This window comes from Henriciella mobilis (assembly GCF_003576315.1).
Lineage (GTDB): Bacteria > Pseudomonadota > Alphaproteobacteria > Caulobacterales > Hyphomonadaceae > Henriciella > Henriciella mobilis.
Genome location: NZ_QWFZ01000033.1, coordinates 135,605 through 155,703, shown reverse-complemented (window position 1 = coordinate 155,703; position 20,099 = coordinate 135,605). Strand labels below are relative to the sequence as shown.

Sequence of the window (20,099 nt, the reverse complement as noted above, 5' to 3'; positions counted from 1 at the left end):
TTTTTCGATATATCACCCGAATGTGGCGTCTGGGTCAACTCTGTTCGGCGCCAGCTGGTTGTAAAGGGTCACCGCCAGACCGTGGCCGAGCCAGTAGAACGGCGCCATGATCAGGGTCCCGGCGCTGGTGAGCCCGGCATAAAGCCCCGCCGGCAGGGCGACATCCCCGGATGGCGCCTGCCCGGCCGTGGTAAAGGAGAAGATCGTGTCGACGCCCATCAGGTGCAGGAAACCCGATGCCAGCAGGGTCAGCACAATCCATGGCGCCAGCTGCAGTACCACCCAGAGCAGCGCGATGCGCGAAACATGGCCGGACGTCCACGACCAGCTGCGGAATATGGTCAGGCGCCGCTCCCCGACGGTCGCCGCACCAAACAGGAAGAGCCGCAGGCCGAGCCAGACAAGCCCGGCCGCCGCCACAAAAAGCAGGATGTAGAGCAGCACCGCGCCGCCGGAGTTCGACAGCGCGCGGATCGACTCCCAGACCGCTTCCGTGCTGCCCGCATTCTCGGACGGGTCGTAGCCCGCCGTGCCGATCAGGATGCCGGCAAAGATGGAGAAGAAGAGCGTCAGCAGGAAACCGACGATAAAGTACAGACCGTAGACAGCGAGGCTCGCCAGGAACAGCCGTCCGGCATCGACAAAGACCGTCCTCACGCCGCTGTCCGGCATCAGCTTGCGGTACATGTCCGCCGACCAGAAACAGCCGACGAAAATCGTGACCAGGCTGACGCACATCCATAGCAGCATGAAGGAGCTGCCATCGGCCGCCAGCCGGTTGAACCAGCTCTGCCCGCCCATGGCCGCTGCGAACAGCAACAGGCCCGGCAAGGTCGGCAGCGCAATCGAGCGCGCATTCGTGAGCGCATCGCGCATCAGGGCCGCGGGTTTTGGAAGCACAGCACTCATCCGGTTTTCCTAGCGCACCACCCGCCTTCGCACACCCTCTCCCTGCACAAAAAGAAGGGGCGGAAGACCATGCTTCCGCCCCGTTCGATCATGTTGTTTGCCAGCGCGCGCTCAGTCGTCGCGGCGGGCGTCCGGCAGGCGGTCGTTGATGTCGTCACGAATATCCAGAAGCGTCACGATCAGGCCGCAGACAAGGCTGGCCGATATCCAGCCGATCAGCGTCCCGACGCCGATTTCCAGAGCCCGCGCCACCGGCCCTTCAAGGCCGAGCAGGTCGTACGCGGCCGCCCCTTGCTGGTAGATACCCATCAGGATGCCGGCGAGGATGATCGCAATGTAAGCGACATAGACCATCGTGCGGAAGCTGTTGATAATAAAGAACTTCATTTGCGTCCCCTTTCCACATTGAGGGTAAGACCTCGCGCAGGAGCATAGCGGCTCTTGCGCAAGCTGTCTTCAGTCAGATTCGCGCTTATTCGCCCATACCGCAGGTCATTGCGGCCTGCATGGCAAAGGACATGAACTGGGTTTGCTGCTCGGGCGTCAGGTCGCCCATGATTTCCTCGGTCGCTTCCGAGCCGTCGCGCGCCGCATCGGCCAGCATCGAGAACAGCTTCCCGTCGAGATTTTTCTCGGCCGCATCGGCCATGCACTCACAGGTCGCCTGGTCGCTCGATCCATCAGCGACACAGGCGTCGACAATGGCCTGCTTGTCGTTGCCGCCGCCACCACAGGCAGCGATGAACAGTAGCGAGGCCGGTGCAATATGAATGAGTTTCACGGCGATTTCCCTCTCAATTGATATCCCGGCAAGGTTTTCACGATTTTCCCGCGCTTGCCAGAAAAAAAGAGGTCATTCGCGCCGTAGCAGGCGATCCCATTGAAACCTGTTGCCCAGGCGCTTCATGAATTCGGCCTTGACGGCGGCGGGGTCATAATCCTCGCGCACCCAGTCCATGAAGGGTTTTCCGCTATCCGCCGTCTCTTCCAGATAGGTGGCGAAAAACGCATCCAGCATGCCGGTCTTGCCGGATTTGACGTGCAGGAAACGGCCAGACAGCTGCTCGGCAGCCTTTGCGACCGGCATCTTCCGCCGGAAGATCATGTAGAGCGCGCTCATCAGTCCGGCGCGGTCAGCGCCTGACTTGCAGTGCATCAGCGCCGGATAGGCGATGTCCTCGAACAGGGCCTGCGCCGCCTCGATGGTCTCGACCTTGGGCGTATCGCGGGAGAAGACCTGGAAATCGACCAGCGCGATACCGGCCGCTTCACAGGCTTCCTTCTCAAGCAGGTAATAGCCCTTGGTGCTCTCGCCGCGCAGATTGATGATGGTACGGATACCGCGCTCGGCCGCATGTTCTGCCACCTGCCGCGGATTGGGCTGGTTGGAGCGCCACATTTCCGGGCTGATCTGGTGCAGGTTCTGGAAGCTCTCGCGCAGGAAGCCGTGATCGCCGAGCACCAGCTCGCGTTCGGCGCGCGCGCGCCCGTCCACCGTCGACAGGTCGGCGGCGATATGCGGGCGCTTCTTCTTGCGCTTTTTCTTCTTCTTTTCCGGCGTCTGTTCGCTCATCACTCCTGCCGCCTAGCCAAGCTGCCTGCTGCGGGCAAGCCGCAAGGTCATATGGGTCTTAAACGACCAGTAAGAAGACGGGCTTAACGTGACCGGGATTTCCCGACCCAGCATCAACAGGCCCTGCACACCCGAATGATTGCCTCCCTTGCCCGCCTCCTCATCCCGGCCCTCGGCCTTGTGGCAACCGCCCTGCCGGCCCTGGCGCAGGGGATCGACATCCAGCCCTCGTCGGTGGAGATCCCGGCCGAGCCGGGCGAGCGCTACCGCCAGATGCTGACGGTCACCAACCTGTCGGATGAGATGTCCCGCGATCTCACGGTGGGGCTGGCGGACTGGACGCTCAGCCGGCAGGGCGCGCTGGTCCTGTCGCCGGAGGGCACCGATGAGCGATCGGCCACTGGCTGGACACGCATCACGCCCGCCTACCTGCCGCTGGCGCCCGGCCAGTCCGGCAAGGTGATTGTCGACATCATCGTTCCGGCCAAACCCGCTGCGGCGGGCGACTACAAGCTCGCGCTGATGGCCTCCGAGGTGGCCCCGGGCGCCGATGGCCGGATGCAGAAAACCGAAGGCGCCAGCCTCTTTTACCTGACGGTCCAGCCGGCGATGAGCGCACCGGAGGTCAGCGGTGTGCGCGTGGCAGGGACGGCCAGTGCGCCGCGGCTGGAGGTCGATCTGACCAATAGCGGCAATGCACATGCGCGCCTTGAAGGCAAGATCCGCATTGAGGGCCGGGACGGCACCGGCCAGACCTATCCGGTCACGAACCTCGTCGTCCTCGATGCCAGCGACCGCACCTTTTCCATTTCGCTGGACGGGCCGCTGCCGCAAGACGCGCGCGTCACCGTCACGCTCGACGATATTTCAGCGCCGCAGGCCAGGACCGGGGTTGCGCCGCTGCGCACCTATTCCGCCCCGCTCGACGCGCCGACCGGCTAGACCAGGCTAGCGGTAGCCGAGCCCTTCCAGCATGCACACCGCCTCATAAAGCGGCAGGCCGACAATGGCTGTGTAGGAGCCGTTGATGCGCCGGACAAAAGGCGCCGCGCCGCCCTGGATGGCATAGCCGCCCGCCTTGCCGACACCATCGCCAGCCGTGGCATAGCGCTCGATTTCCGGCTGGGTCAGGCGTTTGAAGACGACCCGTGACGTCACAACCCGGACCGATTCACGCCCGTCCGGGGCGATCACGGCGATGCCGCTCAGCACCTGGTGGGCGCGCCCCGAGATCAGCTCCAGACAGGCACGGACCTCGTCACTACTGGCAGCCTTGGGAAGCATGCGCCGGCCAAGCGCGACGACCGTATCGCCCGCCAGCGTGTACTCGCCGCTGCGATGCACCGCCTGCGCCTTTTCCAGCGCAAGCCTGTGGGCCAGCGCGCGGGGCGTTTCATCTTTTTGAGGGGATTCATCGATGTCGGCGGGCCTGACGTCATCTGGACGAATGCCTGCCTGGGCAAGCAGATCAAGGCGCCGCGGTGACGCGCTCGCCAGGACAAGGGGCGCGCGCGGGTCTGTCATATTACTTGAAGCGGTAGGTGATCCGGCCCTTGGTCAGGTCGTAGGGCGTCATCTCAACGAGAACCTTGTCGCCCGTCAGGATGCGGATACGGTTCTTGCGCATCTTGCCGGCGGTATAGCCGATGATCTCATGGTCGTTTTCCAGCTTCACGCGAAAGGTCGCGTTCGGAAGCAGTTCCATGATGGTCCCGTTGAATTCGATAAGTTCTTCTTTTGCCATTGGCACTCCATGATTTGCCGCGGAATCGGTTCCGCACGCTTAATATGGTGCGGTTCGGTACTTTCGTCACCGTCTCGACGCAAGTCCTTTTGCACTGCCGCGCCCCTCAGGGGTGCACCAGACAGTAACGCTTTTCTGCCAGAAAGCGTGTGAATTGGACGTAACCGGAAGCCGGAGATCTCATGCCCCTCGACATGCCGCGCGCCGACAAGCCGCCCGTCCAGGCCGGCTACCTCAACTTCATGCAGCTCTTCGACACCATGCCGACACCGTACATGGTGATGGATCGCCAGCTGCATATCGTCTACGCCAACAAGGCCTACCTCACCATGCTGGAGCGCACGCTGGACCAGATTTCGGGCCGGTACATCTTCGATGCCTTCCCGGATACCCCGGAGCGTGTGGCCTCTGTGCGGGAAACATTCCTGCAGACACTGGATGGCGGCACCACCCAGCTGGACCGGCAGGCGTTCCGCTTCGAACATGCCGACGGAACGACCAGCACGCGATGCTGGCAGTGCACCCAGACGCCCTATTTCGACGGCACCGGCAACGTGGTCTACATCATCCAGCACGCCGAGGACGTCACCGAAGAGGAAAATCTCCAACGCCGGAATGAAGCGATCAGCCTCGAACTCGATCATCGCGTAAAAAACGTCTTTTCGGTTGTCCAGGCCGTGGCAGCCATGGCTGGCAAGAACGCTGGCAGCATCGAGGATTTTCGGGAGGATTTCGAAGATCGCATCATGGCGATGAGCCGCACCCATAGCCTTCTTTCGCGCACCAACTGGGCCGGCCTCTCACTCAAGGACATCCTCGACACCAGCATCGAACAGTATGGCGGCTTCGCACCCGGCCGCGCCCATTTCCATGGCAATGACGTCACGCTGAACCCGCGCGCCTCGCAGATGGCCTCCCTGCTCGGCCATGAACTTGCCACCAATGCCGCGAAATATGGCTGCTTCAGTAAACCCGGTGGCCGGCTCGACATTACCTGCTGGCCGGATTTGGCACGCAAGCAGCTGAAGGTCGAATGGAAGGAGTCCGGCCTCAGCGGCATTCGTGCCCCAAAACAGTTCGGCTTCGGAACACGGCTCGAGACCTTCATGCCGAATGTCAGCATCGAACGCGATTATGAGGAAGACGGTATCCGCATCACGATCCGGACCATCCTGCTCGACCGTCCGCTCGACTACGCCGAGGGCTGATCAGCCGCCCGGGGCGCGGGCCTGACCGGCATGCAGCGCGCAGATCAGGGTAAACAGCCGGCGCGCCGTATCGAAATCCACCTCGATCTTGCCTTCGAGGCGTTCGGCCAGCAGCGATGAGCCTTCATTGTGGATGCCCCGGCGCGCCATGTCGATCGCTTCGATCTGGTGCGGGGTCTGCGTCTTGATCGCCGAATAGTAACTCTCGCAGATCATGAAATAGTCGCGGATAATTCCCCTGAAAGGCGAAATCGACAGGATGAAAGCGTGCACCTTCTCTCCGCTTTCCCGGCGGATGTCGAAGACCAGCTTGCGCTCGACCATGGACAGGTGGAGCACATAGGGCCCGCCATCATCATCGATCACGCCGAAGGTGTTTTCCTCGATGAGGTCGAAAATGGCGACGCGCCGCTCATGCTCGGCATCCGGCCCGCTGGAGGACAGCGTCTCCTCGTCGATCTCGACCGCGATGAGGCGTTTGTCAGCCATGGCCTCCGCCGGAATTGGTGCGAATGGAAACCGACCGCGCATGCGCCGGAAGCCCTTCTGCTTCTGCCAGCCGGAGGGCGGCGGGTGCAAGCGCGTTGAATCCGTCTGCGCTCGCCCGCTGGATGCTCATTCTCTTCATGAAGTCGGCAAGACCAAGGCCTGAGCTGAACCGCGCCGCCCGGCTGGTCGGCAGGACGTGGTTGGACCCGGTCACATAGTCACCGAGGGCCTCAGGCGTATGGTGGCCGAGGAACACCGCACCGGCATGCCGGATCTGCGGCAAAAGCAGGTCGGGATCCTCCACGGCGAGCTCCAGGTGCTCGGCGGCGATCGTGTTGGCGATGTCAGCGGCCTGGTCAAGCGACCCGGCCAGGATGATCGCGCCATGGCTTTCCCAGGCCTGACGGGCGCGGGCCTCTGTGGACAAAGATTTCAACTGTTTTTCCACAGCCTCTTCCACAGCCTTGCCCACATCCTTGTTCACAGTAATCAGGATCGACTGCGAGGAGGTGTCGTGTTCGGACTGGCTGAGCAGGTCGGCGGCGATCCAGTCGGGGTTGGCGCTTTCGTCGGCCACCACGAGAATCTCCGATGGTCCGGCGATGGTATCGATACCAACCGTCCCGAAAACCTGGCGCTTGGCCTCGGCGACATAGGCATTGCCGGGGCCGACAATCTTGTCGACCGGCGCAAGGTGTCCAGCCCCGAAAGCGAGGGCGGCAATGGCCTGCGCCCCACCAATCGGATAGAATTCATCCACACCCGCCTTGAGGGCGGCATAAGCGACCGCCGGGGCCAGTTGGCCACCCGGCGCGGGCGCAGTCATCACGACGCGGTCCACACCGGCAATCTTGGCCGGAACCGTGTTCATCAGCACCGAGCTTGGATAGGACGCAAGCCCGCCCGGCACATAGACGCCGACGCTGTCCAGCGACGTCCACTTCCAGCCAAGTTCGACCCCGGACGCATCCTTGAAGATGTGGTCCACCGGGCGCTGCTTCTCATGATAGGCGGCGATCCGCTCGGCCGCGAAGTCGATGGCCTCGCGCAGGTCGGCCGGACAGCCCGCCGCCAGCGCCGCCAGGTCGACATTGTCCGATTGCAGCGTCACCGGGTCGAGGGTCAGCCGGTCAAATTTCGAGGTGTAGCGCGCAACCGCCTCGCCGCCATTCTTGCGCACATCGGCAATGACGTCGCGCACCGTCGCGGCGACATCGCCGGCTTCGCCGCGCGGTTCATCCAGGAAGGCTGCAAAGGTTTCCTTGAAGCTGCCTTGCGTCGCATCGATCCAGCGGACCATCAGCGCTTTCTCCGTTCGTGGCTCGGCGTATGGCGGGTCGTCCACTCATACTCACTGTCCAGCAGGGTGACATCGAGCGCCTCGACGTCGAGGGCCAGTTCACCGTCGCCTGCAAACACGATACGGACAATCCCGCCCGGCGGTTCATCGGCCGGGTCGAATTCAATGGCGAGCAGTGAATAGACCATGTCGGGATCGGCCTTGGAAATGCCGAGCGACTTCACCGACAGCACGCCGTCAAAGGCCAGCAGCGAGCGCACGCGCGCGCCCGGCTCCTTCTTGCGGCGCTTGCCACCCTTCTCTTCCCAACGGAACCGGTTCAGCTCGATCGAGAACCGGTGGCGCCGGGCCTCGTATTTCAGGTGCTCGGCCTTGGTGACCGCATCCTGGATGGCAGCGGAAATCACCGTCAGGTCGTCCTTGTCCTCGGCGATAAGCCTCAGCGGCTTCATGTCAGCCATGTCTGGCGCCCCTATTCCTCACTGTCGCTGACACGCCGGATATCGGCCCCGACAGCGCTCAGTTTTTCTTCCAGCCGTTCAAAGCCCCGGTCCAGGTGGTAGATCCGGTTGACCTCGGTCTCACCTTGGGCAGCGAGCGCGGCGATGACAAGGGAAACCGACGCGCGAAGGTCAGTCGCCATCACCGGTGCCCCTTTCAGGGTCTCCACACCCTTCACAATCGCCTCATGACCGCGCACGGCGATGTTCGCCCCGAGCCGTGAAAGCTCCGGGGCGTGCATGAACCGGTTCTCGAAAATGTTCTCCCGGATCACCGACGTGCCATTGGCGAGCGTCATCAGCGCCATGAACTGCGCCTGCAGGTCGGTCGGGAAGCCCGGATGCGGCGCGGTGTCGACGCTGACCGCGTTCAGCGTCGATCCATTGCGCACAATCCGCATCGTGCCGGCCTGCTTGTCGGTTTCCACGGTGACACCGGCATCGCGCAGGGCCCCGGTCAGGGCGCTCAGCGCGCTCACGGGTGCATTGGTCAGCGTCACGTCGCCGCCGGCCGCGGCGACGGCCATGGCATAGGTGCCGGCCTCGATCCGGTCCGGCATTACGGCGTGCGTGGTGCCGTGCAGCTTCTCGACGCCCTGGATCGTGACGGTTGCCGTGCCACCGCCGCTGATCTTGGCGCCCATCGCATTGAGACAATCGGCGAGGTCGGCGATTTCCGGCTCACGCGCGGCATTCTCAAGCACCGTCTCACCCTCGGCGAGGGTCGCGGCGAGCATGGCATGTTCGGTTGCCCCGACGGAGACGAAGGGAAAGACGATATGCGCGCCCTTCAGCCCGCGAATCGCTGCGGCCTTCACATAGCCTTCCTCGACAATAAGGTCGGCGCCCATGGTCTCGAAGGCCTTCAGGTGCAGGTCGACGGGCCTGGCCCCAATCGCGCAACCGCCGGGCAGCGAGACCGTGGCGTGGCCGTAGCGCGCCAGGAGCGGGCCGAGCACGTTGAAGCTCGCCCGCATTTTCCGCACCTGTTCATAAGGCGCGATGGTCGAGGTCAGCGATTCTGCGTTCATCCGGCAGGTCGAATCGCCCTTCGGCCAGTAGACCTCGACCCCGAGCGTCTGCAGCAGCTGCGAAAGGAATCGCGTATCGGCCAGCTGCGGCACATTGGTGAGGGTGAGCGGCTCAGGCGTCAGCAGCGCCGCCGCCATCAACTTCAGCGCGGAATTCTTCGCTCCCGAAATCGGGATCGTGCCGGAAAGCGGTTTGCCGCCAGTGATCTTCAATCTGTCCATGGCGGCTCCTTATAGTGGTCTTGTCGGCGTGGAAAAGGCAGGAATGCGGCGCACCTGCCCAAACCCTGAACAGAGCCTTTATGTGTCCGTCCCGGCACCCTTTTCGCCCGGTTTGCGGGATTCGTCTTCCCGCCCGCGCCGGGCGGCCTGTTTGCGGCGTTTGAGATTGTCGCGAAGGGCCGCCTTGAGACGGGCATCGCGGCTGGCGGCGCTGTCTTTGTCAGTCATTTGTTCAGTGAACCTTCCGAAACGGTCTTTTCATCATTCCCCGCATAAGCTAAGGGCCTCCCTCACCCGCTTCAAATGCCGCGGTAGCTCAGTGGTAGAGCGCGTCATTGGTAATGACGAGGTCGGGAGTTCAATCCTCCCCCGCGGCACCATTTCCCCCTTACCTGCCACACCCTGCACCGGGCAGCGATGCCTTTCCCGGCCGGGCTTGCGGGGCTCAAGGCAGCCTCTACGCGTTGCGGTCATTCTGGTAAACCGGCGCTAAAGTTTGACCCGGTTGAGCGCTTGCCTTGATGCAGAAGGAAAATTCGCCCCGAACCGGGTGTTTGGAGGGGAGACTTGTCCCGCTCACTGCCCAGCTGTCGCAAAATGTGTCTCTTTCGACACAGTTTCGTCACGATTGCAGATGGAAATGACAAATCCTTCACTTAGTCATTGACGCCTTTAAAGCCGGTTGCCTAGCGTAGTTGGCAGGGCTGCTCGGGCGTCGATCAGTCTCTACAACTGTCAGGGTATGCTCCCCGGAGGTCCTCCTCCGGGTGAGCACTTATGGAGGAGGTCATTTTGACCCAAGATATCTGGAAGAAGAAGCTTCTCGCGACCACGCTTTTTGCTGGCGTCGCAGGCGGCATCTGGGCAGGCGCTGCCATCGCGCAGGAGACGAGTTCGACTCCGGCGGCAGAAGCGTCTGACGAAGAAGAAGAAGCCCCTATTGTTATCGAAGAAGTAGCCGATGAAGACGAGGCCCGTCAGGAGCGCGTCGTTGTCACCGGTTCGCGTCTCGCGCGCGACGAATACTCAAGTGTTTCGCCCCTTCAGGTGATCGATGGCGATACGGCTCGGGACCTTGGTCTCGTCGACGCATCCGACCTGCTCGGTCAGACGACGGTTGTCCAGGGTCAGCAAACCACGACCGGCCTGTCCACCTCCGCCGGTCTTCTGTCAGACAACGGCCCGGGTTCCGCGACCGCATCGCTGCGCGGTCTTGATGCAGGCCGGACACTGGTCCTCATCAACGGCCGCCGCCTTGCTCCGGCCGGTGTGCGCGGCGCACCCAGCGCGCCTGACCTCAACCTGATCCCGGGCTCCCTGATCGAGCGCGTGGACGTCCTGCTGGACGGCGCTTCGTCGGTTTACGGTTCGGACGCTGTTGCCGGTGTTGTGAACTACATCCTGCGGACGGACTTTGATGGTCTTCAGCTCGATGCTTTCTACACTGACCCAGAAATGCGCGGCAATGGCGGCAAGCAACAAGTCTATACCGCGTCGCTCGGCATTTCGAACGATCGCGGCTACATGGCCTTCGCCGCTGAACATAGCCGGACCGACGGCTTCAGTCGTGGTGATTTCGGCAGCTTCTACTATCCCTACACGCTGCCATGCCAACGCTTCTATGCTCAAGGCCAAAGCGGCGATCTGTATGAATCGTGCACCGGTTCATTCGGTGCTGGCGCCGTCAGCGGCACGCCATTCGGCTTCCTCTATTACGATGAGGGCTTTGATTACGGCGCTCCGCTTCCGCCAAACTTCCGCCCGATCCCGGTTACCGCAGACCTGCTGACGCCTGGATCGGTTAACGGCTCTCGCCTGCTGCTCTTCCCTGAGGAGCTGAACGCGACGCTTACGCCGGACTTCTCGCGGACCACCTTCTACACGACCGGTGAGTACGAAACCGACCTGTATGGCGACCTGACGGTCTATTTCGAAGGCTCGCACGCCTATCGTGATACCTACACCAACACGTCTGGCCAGGGCCGTGTCCGCATTCCGGCCGATTATGCTCTCAATGAGCTTGGAGCAACGGGTACGCTTTACTACAACAGCCGGTTCGTGAACGAGACGAACGTGGCCCAGTCGCGCCTGATTGGTGGCATGAAAGGCGAACTGCCCTTCATGAACGCCGGCCCGCTCGACAACTGGGGCTATGACGCTTACCTCAGCTACAGCCGTTCGTCCGGCAATGACGTGGTTAGCGGTATCCCGTTCTATCCGCGTCTGGAACAGACCCTCTCGAATACTCGCTTCGACTCAGCTCTGGGCGAGTTTGTCTGTGATCCGCGCGGTGTTACCGGTGAAACGCAGACCGTAAGCTGCCGTCCGCTGGACTTCTACGACAGCACGTTCATCAATACGGGCCGCTTCTCTGATCCGGCTGATAACGAGTATCTGTTCCCGAACCGCATCACTGACACGACCGTCGAACAGACCGTGTTCAACGCTTACCTGTCGGGTGATCTGTTCGAACTGCCGGCCGGTCCGCTCGGCATGGTGATCGGTGTCGAACTTCGCGATGACGCGATCGAGACGAGGACGGACGCCGGTGCAACTGCCGGTGACTTCTTCGGCTTCTTCGCCGACCCGGGTTCGAATGGTCAGCGTAACCTGCAGGAAGCCTTCATCGAGCTTGAAGCGCCCCTGCTTGCGGATATGCCGCTTGTTCACGAGCTCACCCTGAACGGTGCGGCCCGCTGGACCGAGGAAGATAACTTCGGGTCCCAGTGGACCTATCGCATCCAGGGCGTCTATGCGCCGACCGACTGGGTCAGCGTCCGCTCGACCTACGGTACATCCTTCCGCGCACCGAACCTCGGTGAGCAGTTTGGTGGACGCGTTGTCGGCTTTGGCGACCCGAGCGATCCATGCCGGGTTCCGGGCGTCGCGGTTCCGTTCGGTGACTATGACAACGACCCGAACACGCCGGATACGCGTGAATACCAGCCTAACCTTGATCCTCGTGATCCGGAGGTCATTTCAAACTGTCAAAATGGCGGCGGTCCTTTCGGCCTCGAACCGACCGATCCGACCCAGCTCGGTATCGGCGGACTTGGTTCAACGAACCCGGTCTTCTTCGGCGCACCGACCCAAGTCGCTTCGGGTTCCAACCCGAACCTGGCGGCGGAAACGTCCAAGGCCCTTTCGGCTGGTATCGTGTTCGAGCAACCGTTCACGGACGCCTTCGACCTTCGTGCATCTGTCACCTACTTCGACATCACGGTTGAAGACGAAGTTGACCAGCTGACGGCAAACACCATCGTGAACCGTTGCTACAACTCGCCGAACCTCAGCGATCCGCAATGTGCGTTTGTTACGCGTGCACCGCGTGTTGCGGGTGACGATACGTCTGGTGAAATCACCTTCGTGAACGCCCTCAACCAGAACCTGGGTGACCAGACTGTCGAAGGCATCGACTACAACATTGAATTCAATTACGAATTCAATGTTCCTGGCCTGGAAGGTCCGGTTGGTTACGACCTCATCGCCCGGGCGACGCAGTCGCTGACCCAGACCGAAGAACAGTTCCTGGTGGACGGCATTTTCGTCGATGACGATCTCGGCGAATACGGCAATCCGGAATGGCGCCTGAACTTCACCAACATCCTCAACTGGAACGACTACCGTCTCCTGTTCCAGTCGCGTTACATTGGTGAAATGATTGAAGACAATGATGACCCGTTTGACCAGGTCACGTCCGGCTTCAATCCCTGCGTCCAGGCTGGTGACCAGTTCCCGGCAGGCTCTCCGCAAGCACCGAACGGCGCCGCCTGTATTTCCTACGACAATGCAGAGGAATACTGGGTGCACGACATGTCGGTTGCCTGGCAGGGTGACACCCTGATTGTTCGCGGTGGTATCAGCAACGTCTTCGACGAAGCTCCGCCGCTGACCAACAACAACGACCTCGGTACGCTGGGCGGTATTGGCTACGATCTTGGTGGCCGCACGCTGTTCCTGAACGTTACCAAGACGTTCTAAGCGGTGCATCAGTTGCGGGCCGGGTAGCGAGCCCGCGACCAACAAACCGAATGAGCCCGCGACACGAGTTGTCGCGGGCTTTTTTTGCGCAGCACGAAGACGAGTAAAGCCTTGCTTTCTACCTCACGGAATGGTCGACTTATCCGTATGTAATCAAGGAGATTTCACGTGTTTCAACGGGTCATTGGAACGATTGCTGGGGCACTTTGCCTGCTGTCCGCGCCGGCCATCGCTCAGCCAGAACCGGTGCCGGTCGAAGTCTGGGCCGACACCAACCAGGTCCAGTCGCTGGACATGGCGCCGGACGCAGAGCGCATTGCGATGCTGATGCGCCGCGATCGCGCAGCCGATCCCGAACTGATCATCTTCGACACGGACGATATTCAGGGCTCGATCCAGGCGATCCAGACCGAGGGCCTGATCCCGCAAAGCGTGTTCTGGGCAAACGATACCCACATTGTCGTCGAGCTGATCCTCGAGACCGAGGATGGCGGGCGCCCCGTCTACCTGCCACGCACCGCTTCCTACAATGTGAAGACCAAGAAATGGCAATCGCTGGTGCGCACCACAAACCGGCCGAACCCGCGCGACCCGATGCAGGAATTCATGGGCAGCCTCGGCATTGGTGAGGTCGTCGCATCTCTCCCGGATGAGAAGAACAAGGTTCTCGTTTCGCACACCGAAGACCCCGGCGAGAGCCCGAACTACTACATTACCGATGTCCGGAACGGCAATCGCGACCGCGTGCTGCGCAGTGGCGAGCGCTTTTCGAGCTTCACCTTCGACCGGGCGGGCCAGCCCCGCGGCGCCGAGGAATATGATGCGGCCCGCAACCGCATCGTGACCTATGCGCGCATCTCGCCAGACGATGACTGGAAGGAAATCGGTGCCCTGAATGCCGACAGCCGCGACGCATTCAGCCTCGTCGGCTTCTTCAATCCGGGCCGCCCCGAACTCGCCACCGTGGTGGCGAACGAACCCGGCCGGGATGCAACCGCCATTTACGATGTCGACATCCGCACCGGCGAACGGGAAATGCTGTTCGGCACGGAACGCTATGACGCTGTGGGCGTGATCCGCTCACCCCGCCTGTCCGACGGCGCCAAGATTGTCGGGTATTGGTATTCAGATCTCGAAGGCACCAAGCCGTATTACATCGATGACTACTTCGGCGGCCTTCACGCCAGTATCGAAGCCGCGTTTCCCGGCAAGGATGTATCGATCCGCCGCGTTTCGGACGATAACTCCACGACGCTCATCTATGTGACAAGCCCGCAGGATCCGGGAAGCTGGTATCTCATCAAGGACAACAAGGTTGCGCCCGTCATCACGCGCAACCCCGAAATCCCCGAAGAGGCCCTCTCTCCTCAGGAGCTCGTGACCTATACGGCACGCGACGGCATGGAAGTTTCCGGCTATGTCACCGTCCCGCGCGATATGGAAGGCCCGTTCCCGACGATCGCCATGCCGCATGGCGGCCCCTGGGTCCGCGATGAGAAAGGCTATGACGAATGGGCGCAAATGCTCGCAAACAAGGGCTATGCCGTTTTCCAGCCGAATTATCGCGGGTCGCGTGGACTTGGTAAGAAGCACTGGATCGCCGGGGACAATCAGTGGGGCCTCAGCATGCAGGATGATGTCGAGGACGGCATCAACAAGCTGGTCGAGATGGGCATCGCCGATCCGGACAAGCTGGGCTTCTTCGGCTGGAGCTATGGTGGCTACAGTGCGTTTGCCGCAGCCACCCGCGACAATGATATGTTCAACTGTATCGCTGCAGGCGCCGGTGTCTCCGACATCAGCCGCATTCGCGGCGGCCTGGCTGGCAGCCGTTTCCTGCGCGAGTTCCAGAAGCCGACCATTTCGGGCGTCAATCCCATCGAGCATACCGATAAGGTCACCGTTCCGATGTTGCTGATACACGGCGACTTCGACACGACGGTGCCTGTCGAGCATAGCCGCCGCTGGGTATCGCGCCTCGAAGCCATGGGCGCCGACGTCAAGTATGTCGAGATCGAGGACATGACTCACAGCCCGTTCTGGTATGAACAGAACATGCAATGGCTGCCGGAGCTGTTCGAATTCTTCGATACGAAGTGCGGCTTCTGATCCCTCTCACGGGACAGTCCCAATCAGGAAAGGCGGGCCTTCGGGTCCGCCTTTTTTCATGGCCGGGCCTTAAGGCGCTCGGCCCTGTCTCGGGCTGCGGTCGCCGAACCACCAGAGCGTGGCGGCGGTGGCCGCGAAGGTCGCGGTCTCGGTGATCGAAGCGCGCGCACCTGCATCGGCGCCGAGCCAGATGCCGCCAGCGATGAGCCAGAGCAGCAGCGTCAGGAGCGGCCGGGTCAGCCCGCGCACCGCATCGACCCAGCGATAGCTCGCCGCGATCGCCGTGTCCGCCTCGACCGACGCACGCAAGCCCTCCCAGCGCCCCGCCGTCTCGGCCAGGGCAAGCTCAGCCTCGGTCTCGGCCGCGCGCGCCGCCTGCTGGAGTTCCAGCAAGTCTGTCTCATGCGCCCAGCGGGCCCGTTCATGCGCCTGGGCCTGGCGAGCTTCGAAGAAACCCGCGACCCTGCCAAGCGCCGTCCCGATGAGGCCGAACAATCCGCCGCCCGCCGCGCTCGCCGCCAGTCCTGCTATATCGTCCATACTGTTTCGCTTCCCGGATAGAACCAGCGCGCTGGCCGCGCCCGCCTGTCGATATGGAGGAAGCTGCGCGCGAGACCAAAGCCGGCAAAACCCGCTCGCTCTGCGGCTGACAGCAGGGCGAACCGGTCATGCCCGGCCAGACGGATATCGGCGGCCAGCTGCTTGTGCATCGATAGCGGCGCCCCGTCGACCGCTGCATTCCAGCCCGCACATCGATGCCCCGACGTGATGAAAAGCGGCGCGCCCATATCGGCCCGCATCTGCTCGAGCCCATCGAGAAACGCCGCGTCATGCCAGTATTCGCCGCCGCAGAACCGTCCGCCGCACCGGCAGGCCAGTTCCGCAATCGAAAAATGCGGCCAGCGCCAGCCGGCCGCAACCGCCCGGCCCGCCTCTCTCACGCAATGGAACAGCACGCCTATCCTCCTTTGACGGAGGATAGACTAGCGGCGCCCGTCCGCTGTCGGACGAATTGGGAGGATGCCCGAATTAAGTGTTTGAATTCCGGGCCTTGCGAACAGCTTCCTAGAGGATGCCGCTGGTTGCAGCCTGTTTCGCCACGGCCGCTTCCGGCCGGAAGGCCTTGTGCTGGTTGAGGGCGGCGATGGCGCCTTCATATTCGCGCGCCAGCCGGTCGACGAACTCGGCCGTCGACATGCGTTTGTCGACCGCGCCAATGCCCTGCCCGCAACCCCAGATGTCTTTCCAGGCCTTGGACTTCTGATTGCCGCCGGAGCCAAAATTCATCTTGCTCGGATCGCTTTCAGGCAAATTGTTCGGGTCCAGCCCGGCCGCCTCGATCGACGGCTTGAGATAGTTGCCGTGCACGCCGGTAAACAGGTTCGAATAGACGATATCCTCGGCGCCATACTCGACGATGGCATCCTTGTAGCCGTCCACGGCATTGGCCTCGTCGCAGGCGATGAAGGCCGAGCCGATATAGGCGAAATCAGCGCCCATGGCCTGCGCCGCGGCGACTGCCCCGCCATGCGCGATCGACCCCGACAGGGCGAGCGGACCGTCGAAGAACTTGCGGATTTCCTGGATCAGCGCGAAAGGCGAGAGCCGCCCGGCATGCCCGCCGGCCCCGGCGCAAACCGCGATCAGGCCGTCGGCGCCCTTCTCCAGCGCCTTGTTGGCAAACCATGTGTCGATCACGTCATGCATGACGATGCCGCCATAGGAATGGATGGCTTGGTTGACCTCGGTGCGTGCGCCGAGCGAGGTGATCACCAGCGGCACCTTGTATTTCACGCAAAGCTCGAGGTCTTCTTCCAGGCGGTTGTTCGTCTTGTGGACGATCTGGTTGACCGCGAAGGGCGCGGCCGGCCGGTCCGGATTGGCCTTGTTATGGGCGTCGAGCTCGGAGGTGATCCGGTCGAGCCACTCATCGAGCTGGCTGATCGGACGCGCATTCAGCGACGGGAACGAGCCGACAACGCCGGCCTTGCACTGGGCAATCACCAGGTCCGGATTGGAAATGATGAAAAGCGGAGACCCGATAACCGGGATACGAAGATTCTGGAGCACGGGCGGGACAGACATGGGCAAACCTCTACCTTCAGCGGTTATCTTTTCTGCCGGATTAGGTAGCAGGCGCGGCGTCCGCGGCAAGGTATGACGTGGGGTGAAAGCTGAGGATCACGCCTGCCCTTCGAGCCAGGCAAGATCGCTCTCCAGCTGCTCGCGCAGGATGCGGCTCACCGCCGGCAAGGCCGACTGCCAGCGCTCCCAGGTGTAGAAAGACTTGATCAGCCGGTCATTGCGGCAGGCCGCGCTGACGGGCACGCCCAGGCGAAGCAACCGGTCCGGGCGCGAATAGTCCCGCCCGGCATAGTTCACTTCGCGCCGGGTGATCGCGCCAACCTCGATGATCGGGTTGTTCTGCGCCCGCTCATCCAGCGGCAGCACTTCGATAAATTCAGCCTCGCGCAGGAAGACCGACTTGTAATAGGCTGTGTCACTGAACCGCTTTCGGGCGTCTTCGCCTTGCCGGGCCAGCAGCCGGGGCGAGGAGGTCAGCTCCTCCAGCGCCGAGCTGCGCAGCGACAGGCCACTCGTGCCCATGATCACATTGATCCCCCTGTTGACGGCCGCCAGCGCTTCGGGGGAGTCGTCACACGATAGCAGGCTGTCAAAAGCATTCGATACGAATTCGAGAGTCACAATGGCCTGTTCGTCGGCCTCGTCGAGGGTCGCAAGGTTGGTCACAACCTCCGCGCGGTAGCGCTCCAGCGCGTCCTGATAGGCCGCCCGATCGGCGCGCGCGGTGTTCCAGTTGCCAAGCTGGAGACCGATGAACACACCGGCCACCACGATCAGGAAGTCGAGCCCGACCGCCAGCCAGTTCTGCTGCCCGATATGCTCGCTCAGTCTCCGAAGACGCATCGGCCCCTCGCCCCTGGTATCGCCAGCCAGCATACTGGCCAATCCGCCCGCGCAAGGCGAGGCCTAATTCGCGCATCCGGCACGGCGCGCGCCGTCAACCCGAAATCGAAATCCGGTCTGGCCATTCCGGCGCAAGCTGTCGTAGGCTCAACGCGTGGAGGGGACCTGCCAGTGAAGATCAACGACACGCTCGCCAATTATCTCGGCCAGTTCTGCTTTGGCGCGACGCCAGAGGATCGACCGGATGGCGTATGACGAACAGACAGCTGACCGGTTCCGCCGGGCGCTGACTGGCCTGGTCGGCCTCAGCGAGAAGAAGATGATGGGCGGGCTCTGTTTCCTGCTGAACGGCAACATGGTCGGCGGGGTCAGCAGCGCGAAAGCCGGTCCGTCACGCTTCATGTTCCGGGTCGGCAAGGACAATGAGGCCGAAGCGTCCGCCCTGCCCGGCGGTGAGCCGATGGTGCATGGCGGCCGCCGCATGTCGGGCTTTTTCCATGTCGATGAGGAGGCCTGCGATGATGCCCTGCTGCGCGACTGGGTCTCCCTCGCCGTCAGCCATGCCCTGTCCCTGCCGGAGAAATGACGATGCAGGGTCCCGCTCTCATCGCCTTCCTCACCGATCTTGCCGCCAATAATGACCGCGACTGGTTCAATGCCAACAAGAAGACGCGCGACGCCGCCTTCACAGCCCCGTCCGGCGCTTTCGCCGACGCCATGGCGGCCGGCTTCAAGCAGATGACCGGCCATGACTACAGCGCGAAGATCTTCCGCCTGCCGCGCGATGTCCGCTTCTCGAAGGACAAGACGCCCTACAACACCTATCTTCGCATGGCCTGGGCGCCCGATTGCGGCCAGTCCGGCTCGCCGCGCTGGATGCTCGGCCTCGAACCGGGCGACCTGACCCTCGGCGTCGGCATGTTCGAATTCGAGCGCGCCGATCTCGACGCCTGGCGGGCCCGGATCGACGGCAAGGATGGTGCGGCGCTGGCCGGTCTCATGGACGCGCTCGGCAAGGATGGCGTCCGCTTCAGCGCGCCGGACCTGAAACGCGTGCCCGCGCCCTATCCGCAGGACCATGAGCGCGGCGAACTGCTGCGCCGCAAGGGCCTCACCGCCTGGATCGACGCCCTGCCGGTCGAGACAGCCTTCGGCGATGATGGCCCGGCAAGCTGCCTTGCCGAATTCAGACGCCTGAAGCCGCTCTTCGACTGGATGCTCGGCTGAGCCTGTGCGCCGGGACTGCGGCGTGCCACTATCGCCGCCAACAAGAGATGGGAGGCAGACATGAACATGAAGGACAAGACCGTCGTGATTACCGGCGGGGCGACGGGGATCGGCTATGCGCTCGCCAAGAAATTCGGCGCGGACGGCGCGAAAATCGTGATCGCCGAGCCGCGCGAGCACCGGATGGAGGAAGCCTGCGAGATGCTGGGCGAGCTTGGCGTGGATGCGCGCTGGACGGTGTGCGATGTCACCGACCTCGAAAGCGTCGAGAAGCTCGCCCACTTCACCTGGGGCCAGCATGGCCGCTGCGACGTACTGATCAACAATGCCGGGATCGGGCTGCGCGAGAAGCGCCTGCCGGACACGCCGATGGAAGATGCCCACCGCATCATGGACGTGAACTTCTGGGGCGTCTGGCATGGCTGCCGCGTCTTCGGCAACCGGATGAAGGAACAGGGCTCGCCGGCCATGATCTACAATACCGGCTCTGAGAACTCCTTCTTCTGCGCCTCCACCGGCGCGGCCTACATCGCCTCCAAGCACGCTGTGCTCGGCCTCACCGAGATGTTCCGCCAGCAGGTGCCGAACTATATCACCGTTGGCCTGATCATTCCCGGCTGGGTCGCCTCGGAGCTGAACCCGCAATTCAACGAACATGTCATGCCGGCCGACGATTTCGCCGCCATCATCTATCCGCAGATCAAGGCCGGTGAGCGCTTCGTCGTCAGCCACGCCTACAATGTCGTGCGGATCGACGAGCGCATGGACGCGTTGAGATCGGCCTATGCCAAATACGCCCCGCGCTATGAGGGCGACGAGGAATATGATGTGAAGGTGCTGGTCGGGCGGCTGAAGGACCGGGGGCTGATCTAGCCAGG

At 62.6% G+C, this 20,099-nt stretch carries 22 protein-coding genes and 1 tRNA gene; 8 read left to right on the top strand and 15 right to left on the bottom strand.

What is annotated here, in order from left to right; all coding sequences use genetic code 11:
- Positions 1 to 12 precede the first annotated feature (12 nt).
- The 4 genes from D1227_RS15465 to D1227_RS15450 form a co-directional block, all read right to left on the bottom strand.
- Positions 13 to 909: a hypothetical protein gene (locus tag D1227_RS15465; protein ID WP_119405276.1), complete on the bottom strand. Its 897-nt coding sequence runs from the start codon at positions 907 to 909 to the stop codon at positions 13 to 15.
- 111 nt (positions 910 to 1,020) lie between these two features.
- Positions 1,021 to 1,296, bottom strand: a complete 276-nt coding sequence (locus tag D1227_RS15460) for a hypothetical protein (RefSeq protein ID WP_119376954.1) — start codon at positions 1,294 to 1,296, stop codon at positions 1,021 to 1,023.
- Positions 1,297 to 1,381: 85 nt separating this feature from the next.
- Positions 1,382 to 1,690, bottom strand: a complete 309-nt coding sequence (locus D1227_RS15455) for a hypothetical protein (protein ID WP_119376955.1) — start codon at positions 1,688 to 1,690, stop codon at positions 1,382 to 1,384.
- Positions 1,691 to 1,762: 72 nt separating this feature from the next.
- Positions 1,763 to 2,482, bottom strand: coding sequence for a protein tyrosine phosphatase family protein (locus D1227_RS15450; RefSeq protein ID WP_119405275.1), 720 nt, complete (start codon positions 2,480 to 2,482; stop codon positions 1,763 to 1,765).
- A 135-nt stretch (positions 2,483 to 2,617) separates the two neighbouring features.
- Between D1227_RS15450 and D1227_RS15445 the strand changes: the two genes are divergently transcribed.
- Positions 2,618 to 3,424, top strand: a complete 807-nt coding sequence (locus D1227_RS15445) for a hypothetical protein (RefSeq protein ID WP_119405274.1) — start codon at positions 2,618 to 2,620, stop codon at positions 3,422 to 3,424.
- A 6-nt stretch (positions 3,425 to 3,430) separates the two neighbouring features.
- Here the strand turns inward: D1227_RS15445 and D1227_RS15440 are convergent, their stop codons facing one another.
- Positions 3,431 to 4,006, bottom strand: a complete 576-nt coding sequence (locus tag D1227_RS15440) for a Maf family protein (protein WP_119405273.1) — start codon at positions 4,004 to 4,006, stop codon at positions 3,431 to 3,433.
- 1 nt (position 4,007) lies between these two features.
- On the bottom strand, positions 4,008 to 4,226 hold the full coding sequence (gene infA, locus D1227_RS15435; RefSeq protein ID WP_084394245.1) for a translation initiation factor IF-1: 219 nt from the start codon (positions 4,224 to 4,226) through the stop codon (positions 4,008 to 4,010).
- 182 nt (positions 4,227 to 4,408) lie between these two features.
- Here infA and D1227_RS15430 point away from each other — a divergent pair, with 182 nt between their 5' ends.
- A complete protein-coding gene (locus tag D1227_RS15430; RefSeq protein ID WP_119405272.1) occupies positions 4,409 to 5,434 on the top strand; it encodes an HWE histidine kinase domain-containing protein in 1,026 nt (341 codons plus the stop codon).
- Here the strand turns inward: D1227_RS15430 and D1227_RS15425 are convergent, their stop codons facing one another.
- The 5 genes from D1227_RS15425 to D1227_RS20070 all read right to left on the bottom strand — a co-directional run bounded on the left by D1227_RS15425 (position 5,435) and on the right by D1227_RS20070 (position 9,204).
- Positions 5,435 to 5,923 (bottom strand): UPF0262 family protein, encoded by a 489-nt coding sequence (locus tag D1227_RS15425; RefSeq protein WP_119405271.1) that lies wholly within the window; start codon positions 5,921 to 5,923, stop codon positions 5,435 to 5,437. It abuts the gene before it with no gap.
- The gene (gene hisD / locus D1227_RS15420; protein WP_119405270.1) at positions 5,916 to 7,223 is read right to left on the bottom strand and encodes a histidinol dehydrogenase; all 1,308 of its coding nucleotides are present in this window, start codon (positions 7,221 to 7,223) and stop codon (positions 5,916 to 5,918) included. Before hisD ends, D1227_RS15425 begins: the two co-directional genes overlap by 8 nt.
- On the bottom strand, positions 7,223 to 7,684 hold the full coding sequence (locus D1227_RS15415) for a DUF2948 family protein (RefSeq protein ID WP_119405269.1): 462 nt from the start codon (positions 7,682 to 7,684) through the stop codon (positions 7,223 to 7,225). The genes hisD and D1227_RS15415 overlap by 1 nt, the downstream gene beginning before the upstream one ends.
- Positions 7,685 to 7,695: 11 nt before the next feature.
- Positions 7,696 to 8,976 (bottom strand): UDP-N-acetylglucosamine 1-carboxyvinyltransferase, encoded by a 1,281-nt coding sequence (gene murA, locus D1227_RS15410; protein ID WP_119405268.1) that lies wholly within the window; start codon positions 8,974 to 8,976, stop codon positions 7,696 to 7,698.
- Positions 8,977 to 9,054: 78 nt separating this feature from the next.
- Positions 9,055 to 9,204: a hypothetical protein gene (locus D1227_RS20070; protein WP_199288216.1), complete on the bottom strand. Its 150-nt coding sequence runs from the start codon at positions 9,202 to 9,204 to the stop codon at positions 9,055 to 9,057.
- Positions 9,205 to 9,281: 77 nt separating this feature from the next.
- Here D1227_RS20070 and D1227_RS15405 point away from each other — a divergent pair.
- From D1227_RS15405 to D1227_RS15395, 3 genes are all read left to right on the top strand, one after another.
- A tRNA-Thr gene (locus tag D1227_RS15405) sits at positions 9,282 to 9,356 on the top strand.
- A 412-nt stretch (positions 9,357 to 9,768) separates the two neighbouring features.
- Positions 9,769 to 12,957, top strand: coding sequence for a TonB-dependent receptor domain-containing protein (locus D1227_RS15400; RefSeq protein WP_158586674.1), 3,189 nt, complete (start codon positions 9,769 to 9,771; stop codon positions 12,955 to 12,957).
- 168 nt (positions 12,958 to 13,125) lie between these two features.
- Positions 13,126 to 15,066 (top strand): alpha/beta hydrolase family protein, encoded by a 1,941-nt coding sequence (locus D1227_RS15395; protein WP_119405267.1) that lies wholly within the window; start codon positions 13,126 to 13,128, stop codon positions 15,064 to 15,066.
- A gap of 69 nt (positions 15,067 to 15,135) precedes the next feature.
- Here D1227_RS15395 and D1227_RS15390 read toward each other — a convergent pair whose 3' ends face one another.
- From D1227_RS15390 to D1227_RS15375, 4 genes are all read right to left on the bottom strand, one after another.
- Positions 15,136 to 15,606 carry a hypothetical protein gene (locus tag D1227_RS15390; RefSeq protein WP_119405266.1) on the bottom strand — a complete coding sequence of 157 codons (471 nt, stop codon included), beginning with the start codon at positions 15,604 to 15,606 and terminating at the stop codon, positions 15,136 to 15,138.
- The gene (locus D1227_RS15385) at positions 15,594 to 16,022 is read right to left on the bottom strand and encodes a D-Ala-D-Ala carboxypeptidase family metallohydrolase (protein ID WP_119405265.1); all 429 of its coding nucleotides are present in this window, start codon (positions 16,020 to 16,022) and stop codon (positions 15,594 to 15,596) included. The genes D1227_RS15390 and D1227_RS15385 overlap by 13 nt, the downstream gene beginning before the upstream one ends.
- Positions 16,023 to 16,131: 109 nt before the next feature.
- Entirely contained in the window at positions 16,132 to 17,151 is a 1,020-nt protein-coding gene (locus tag D1227_RS15380; protein WP_119405264.1) for an NAD(P)H-dependent flavin oxidoreductase, read from the bottom strand.
- 96 nt (positions 17,152 to 17,247) lie between these two features.
- On the bottom strand, positions 17,248 to 17,994 hold the full coding sequence (locus tag D1227_RS15375) for a hypothetical protein (protein WP_147373332.1): 747 nt from the start codon (positions 17,992 to 17,994) through the stop codon (positions 17,248 to 17,250).
- Between the two features lie 244 nt (positions 17,995 to 18,238).
- Between D1227_RS15375 and D1227_RS15370 the strand changes: the two genes are divergently transcribed.
- Genes D1227_RS15370 through D1227_RS15360 form a run of 3 tightly spaced genes read left to right on the top strand, consistent with a single transcriptional unit; the run spans position 18,239 to position 20,094 of the window.
- The gene (locus tag D1227_RS15370; RefSeq protein ID WP_119405262.1) at positions 18,239 to 18,580 is read left to right on the top strand and encodes a TfoX/Sxy family protein; all 342 of its coding nucleotides are present in this window, start codon (positions 18,239 to 18,241) and stop codon (positions 18,578 to 18,580) included.
- Between the two features lie 2 nt (positions 18,581 to 18,582).
- A complete protein-coding gene (locus tag D1227_RS15365; protein ID WP_158586673.1) occupies positions 18,583 to 19,221 on the top strand; it encodes a DUF2461 domain-containing protein in 639 nt (212 codons plus the stop codon).
- Positions 19,222 to 19,281: 60 nt separating this feature from the next.
- Positions 19,282 to 20,094 (top strand): SDR family NAD(P)-dependent oxidoreductase, encoded by an 813-nt coding sequence (locus D1227_RS15360; protein ID WP_233350128.1) that lies wholly within the window; start codon positions 19,282 to 19,284, stop codon positions 20,092 to 20,094.
- Positions 20,095 to 20,099: the final 5 nt, after the last annotated feature.

Excerpts from the sequence above, each read along its gene's own strand:
- D1227_RS15440 (WP_119405273.1), bottom strand. The coding sequence starts at position 4,006 with ATGACAGACCCGCGCGCGCCCCTTGTCCTGGCGAGCGCGTCACCGCGG.
- D1227_RS15450 (WP_119405275.1), bottom strand. The coding sequence starts at position 2,482 with ATGAGCGAACAGACGCCGGAAAAGAAGAAGAAAAAGCGCAAGAAGAAG.
- D1227_RS15415 (WP_119405269.1), bottom strand. The coding sequence starts at position 7,684 with ATGGCTGACATGAAGCCGCTGAGGCTTATCGCCGAGGACAAGGACGAC.
- D1227_RS15460 (WP_119376954.1), bottom strand. The coding sequence starts at position 1,296 with ATGAAGTTCTTTATTATCAACAGCTTCCGCACGATGGTCTATGTCGCT.
- D1227_RS15365 (WP_158586673.1), top strand. The coding sequence starts at position 18,583 with ATGCAGGGTCCCGCTCTCATCGCCTTCCTCACCGATCTTGCCGCCAAT.
- D1227_RS15380 (WP_119405264.1), bottom strand. The coding sequence starts at position 17,151 with ATGTCTGTCCCGCCCGTGCTCCAGAATCTTCGTATCCCGGTTATCGGG.
- D1227_RS15425 (WP_119405271.1), bottom strand. The coding sequence starts at position 5,923 with ATGGCTGACAAACGCCTCATCGCGGTCGAGATCGACGAGGAGACGCTG.
- D1227_RS15390 (WP_119405266.1), bottom strand. The coding sequence starts at position 15,606 with ATGGACGATATAGCAGGACTGGCGGCGAGCGCGGCGGGCGGCGGATTG.
- hisD (WP_119405270.1), bottom strand. The coding sequence starts at position 7,223 with ATGGTCCGCTGGATCGATGCGACGCAAGGCAGCTTCAAGGAAACCTTT.
- D1227_RS15360 (WP_233350128.1), top strand. The coding sequence starts at position 19,282 with ATGAACATGAAGGACAAGACCGTCGTGATTACCGGCGGGGCGACGGGG.
- murA (WP_119405268.1), bottom strand. The coding sequence starts at position 8,976 with ATGGACAGATTGAAGATCACTGGCGGCAAACCGCTTTCCGGCACGATC.
- D1227_RS15445 (WP_119405274.1), top strand. The coding sequence starts at position 2,618 with ATGATTGCCTCCCTTGCCCGCCTCCTCATCCCGGCCCTCGGCCTTGTG.
- infA (WP_084394245.1), bottom strand. The coding sequence starts at position 4,226 with ATGGCAAAAGAAGAACTTATCGAATTCAACGGGACCATCATGGAACTG.
- D1227_RS15465 (WP_119405276.1), bottom strand. The coding sequence starts at position 909 with ATGAGTGCTGTGCTTCCAAAACCCGCGGCCCTGATGCGCGATGCGCTC.
- D1227_RS20070 (WP_199288216.1), bottom strand. The coding sequence starts at position 9,204 with ATGACTGACAAAGACAGCGCCGCCAGCCGCGATGCCCGTCTCAAGGCG.
- D1227_RS15370 (WP_119405262.1), top strand. The coding sequence starts at position 18,239 with ATGGCGTATGACGAACAGACAGCTGACCGGTTCCGCCGGGCGCTGACT.
- D1227_RS15430 (WP_119405272.1), top strand. The coding sequence starts at position 4,409 with ATGCCCCTCGACATGCCGCGCGCCGACAAGCCGCCCGTCCAGGCCGGC.
- D1227_RS15375 (WP_147373332.1), bottom strand. The coding sequence starts at position 17,994 with ATGCGTCTTCGGAGACTGAGCGAGCATATCGGGCAGCAGAACTGGCTG.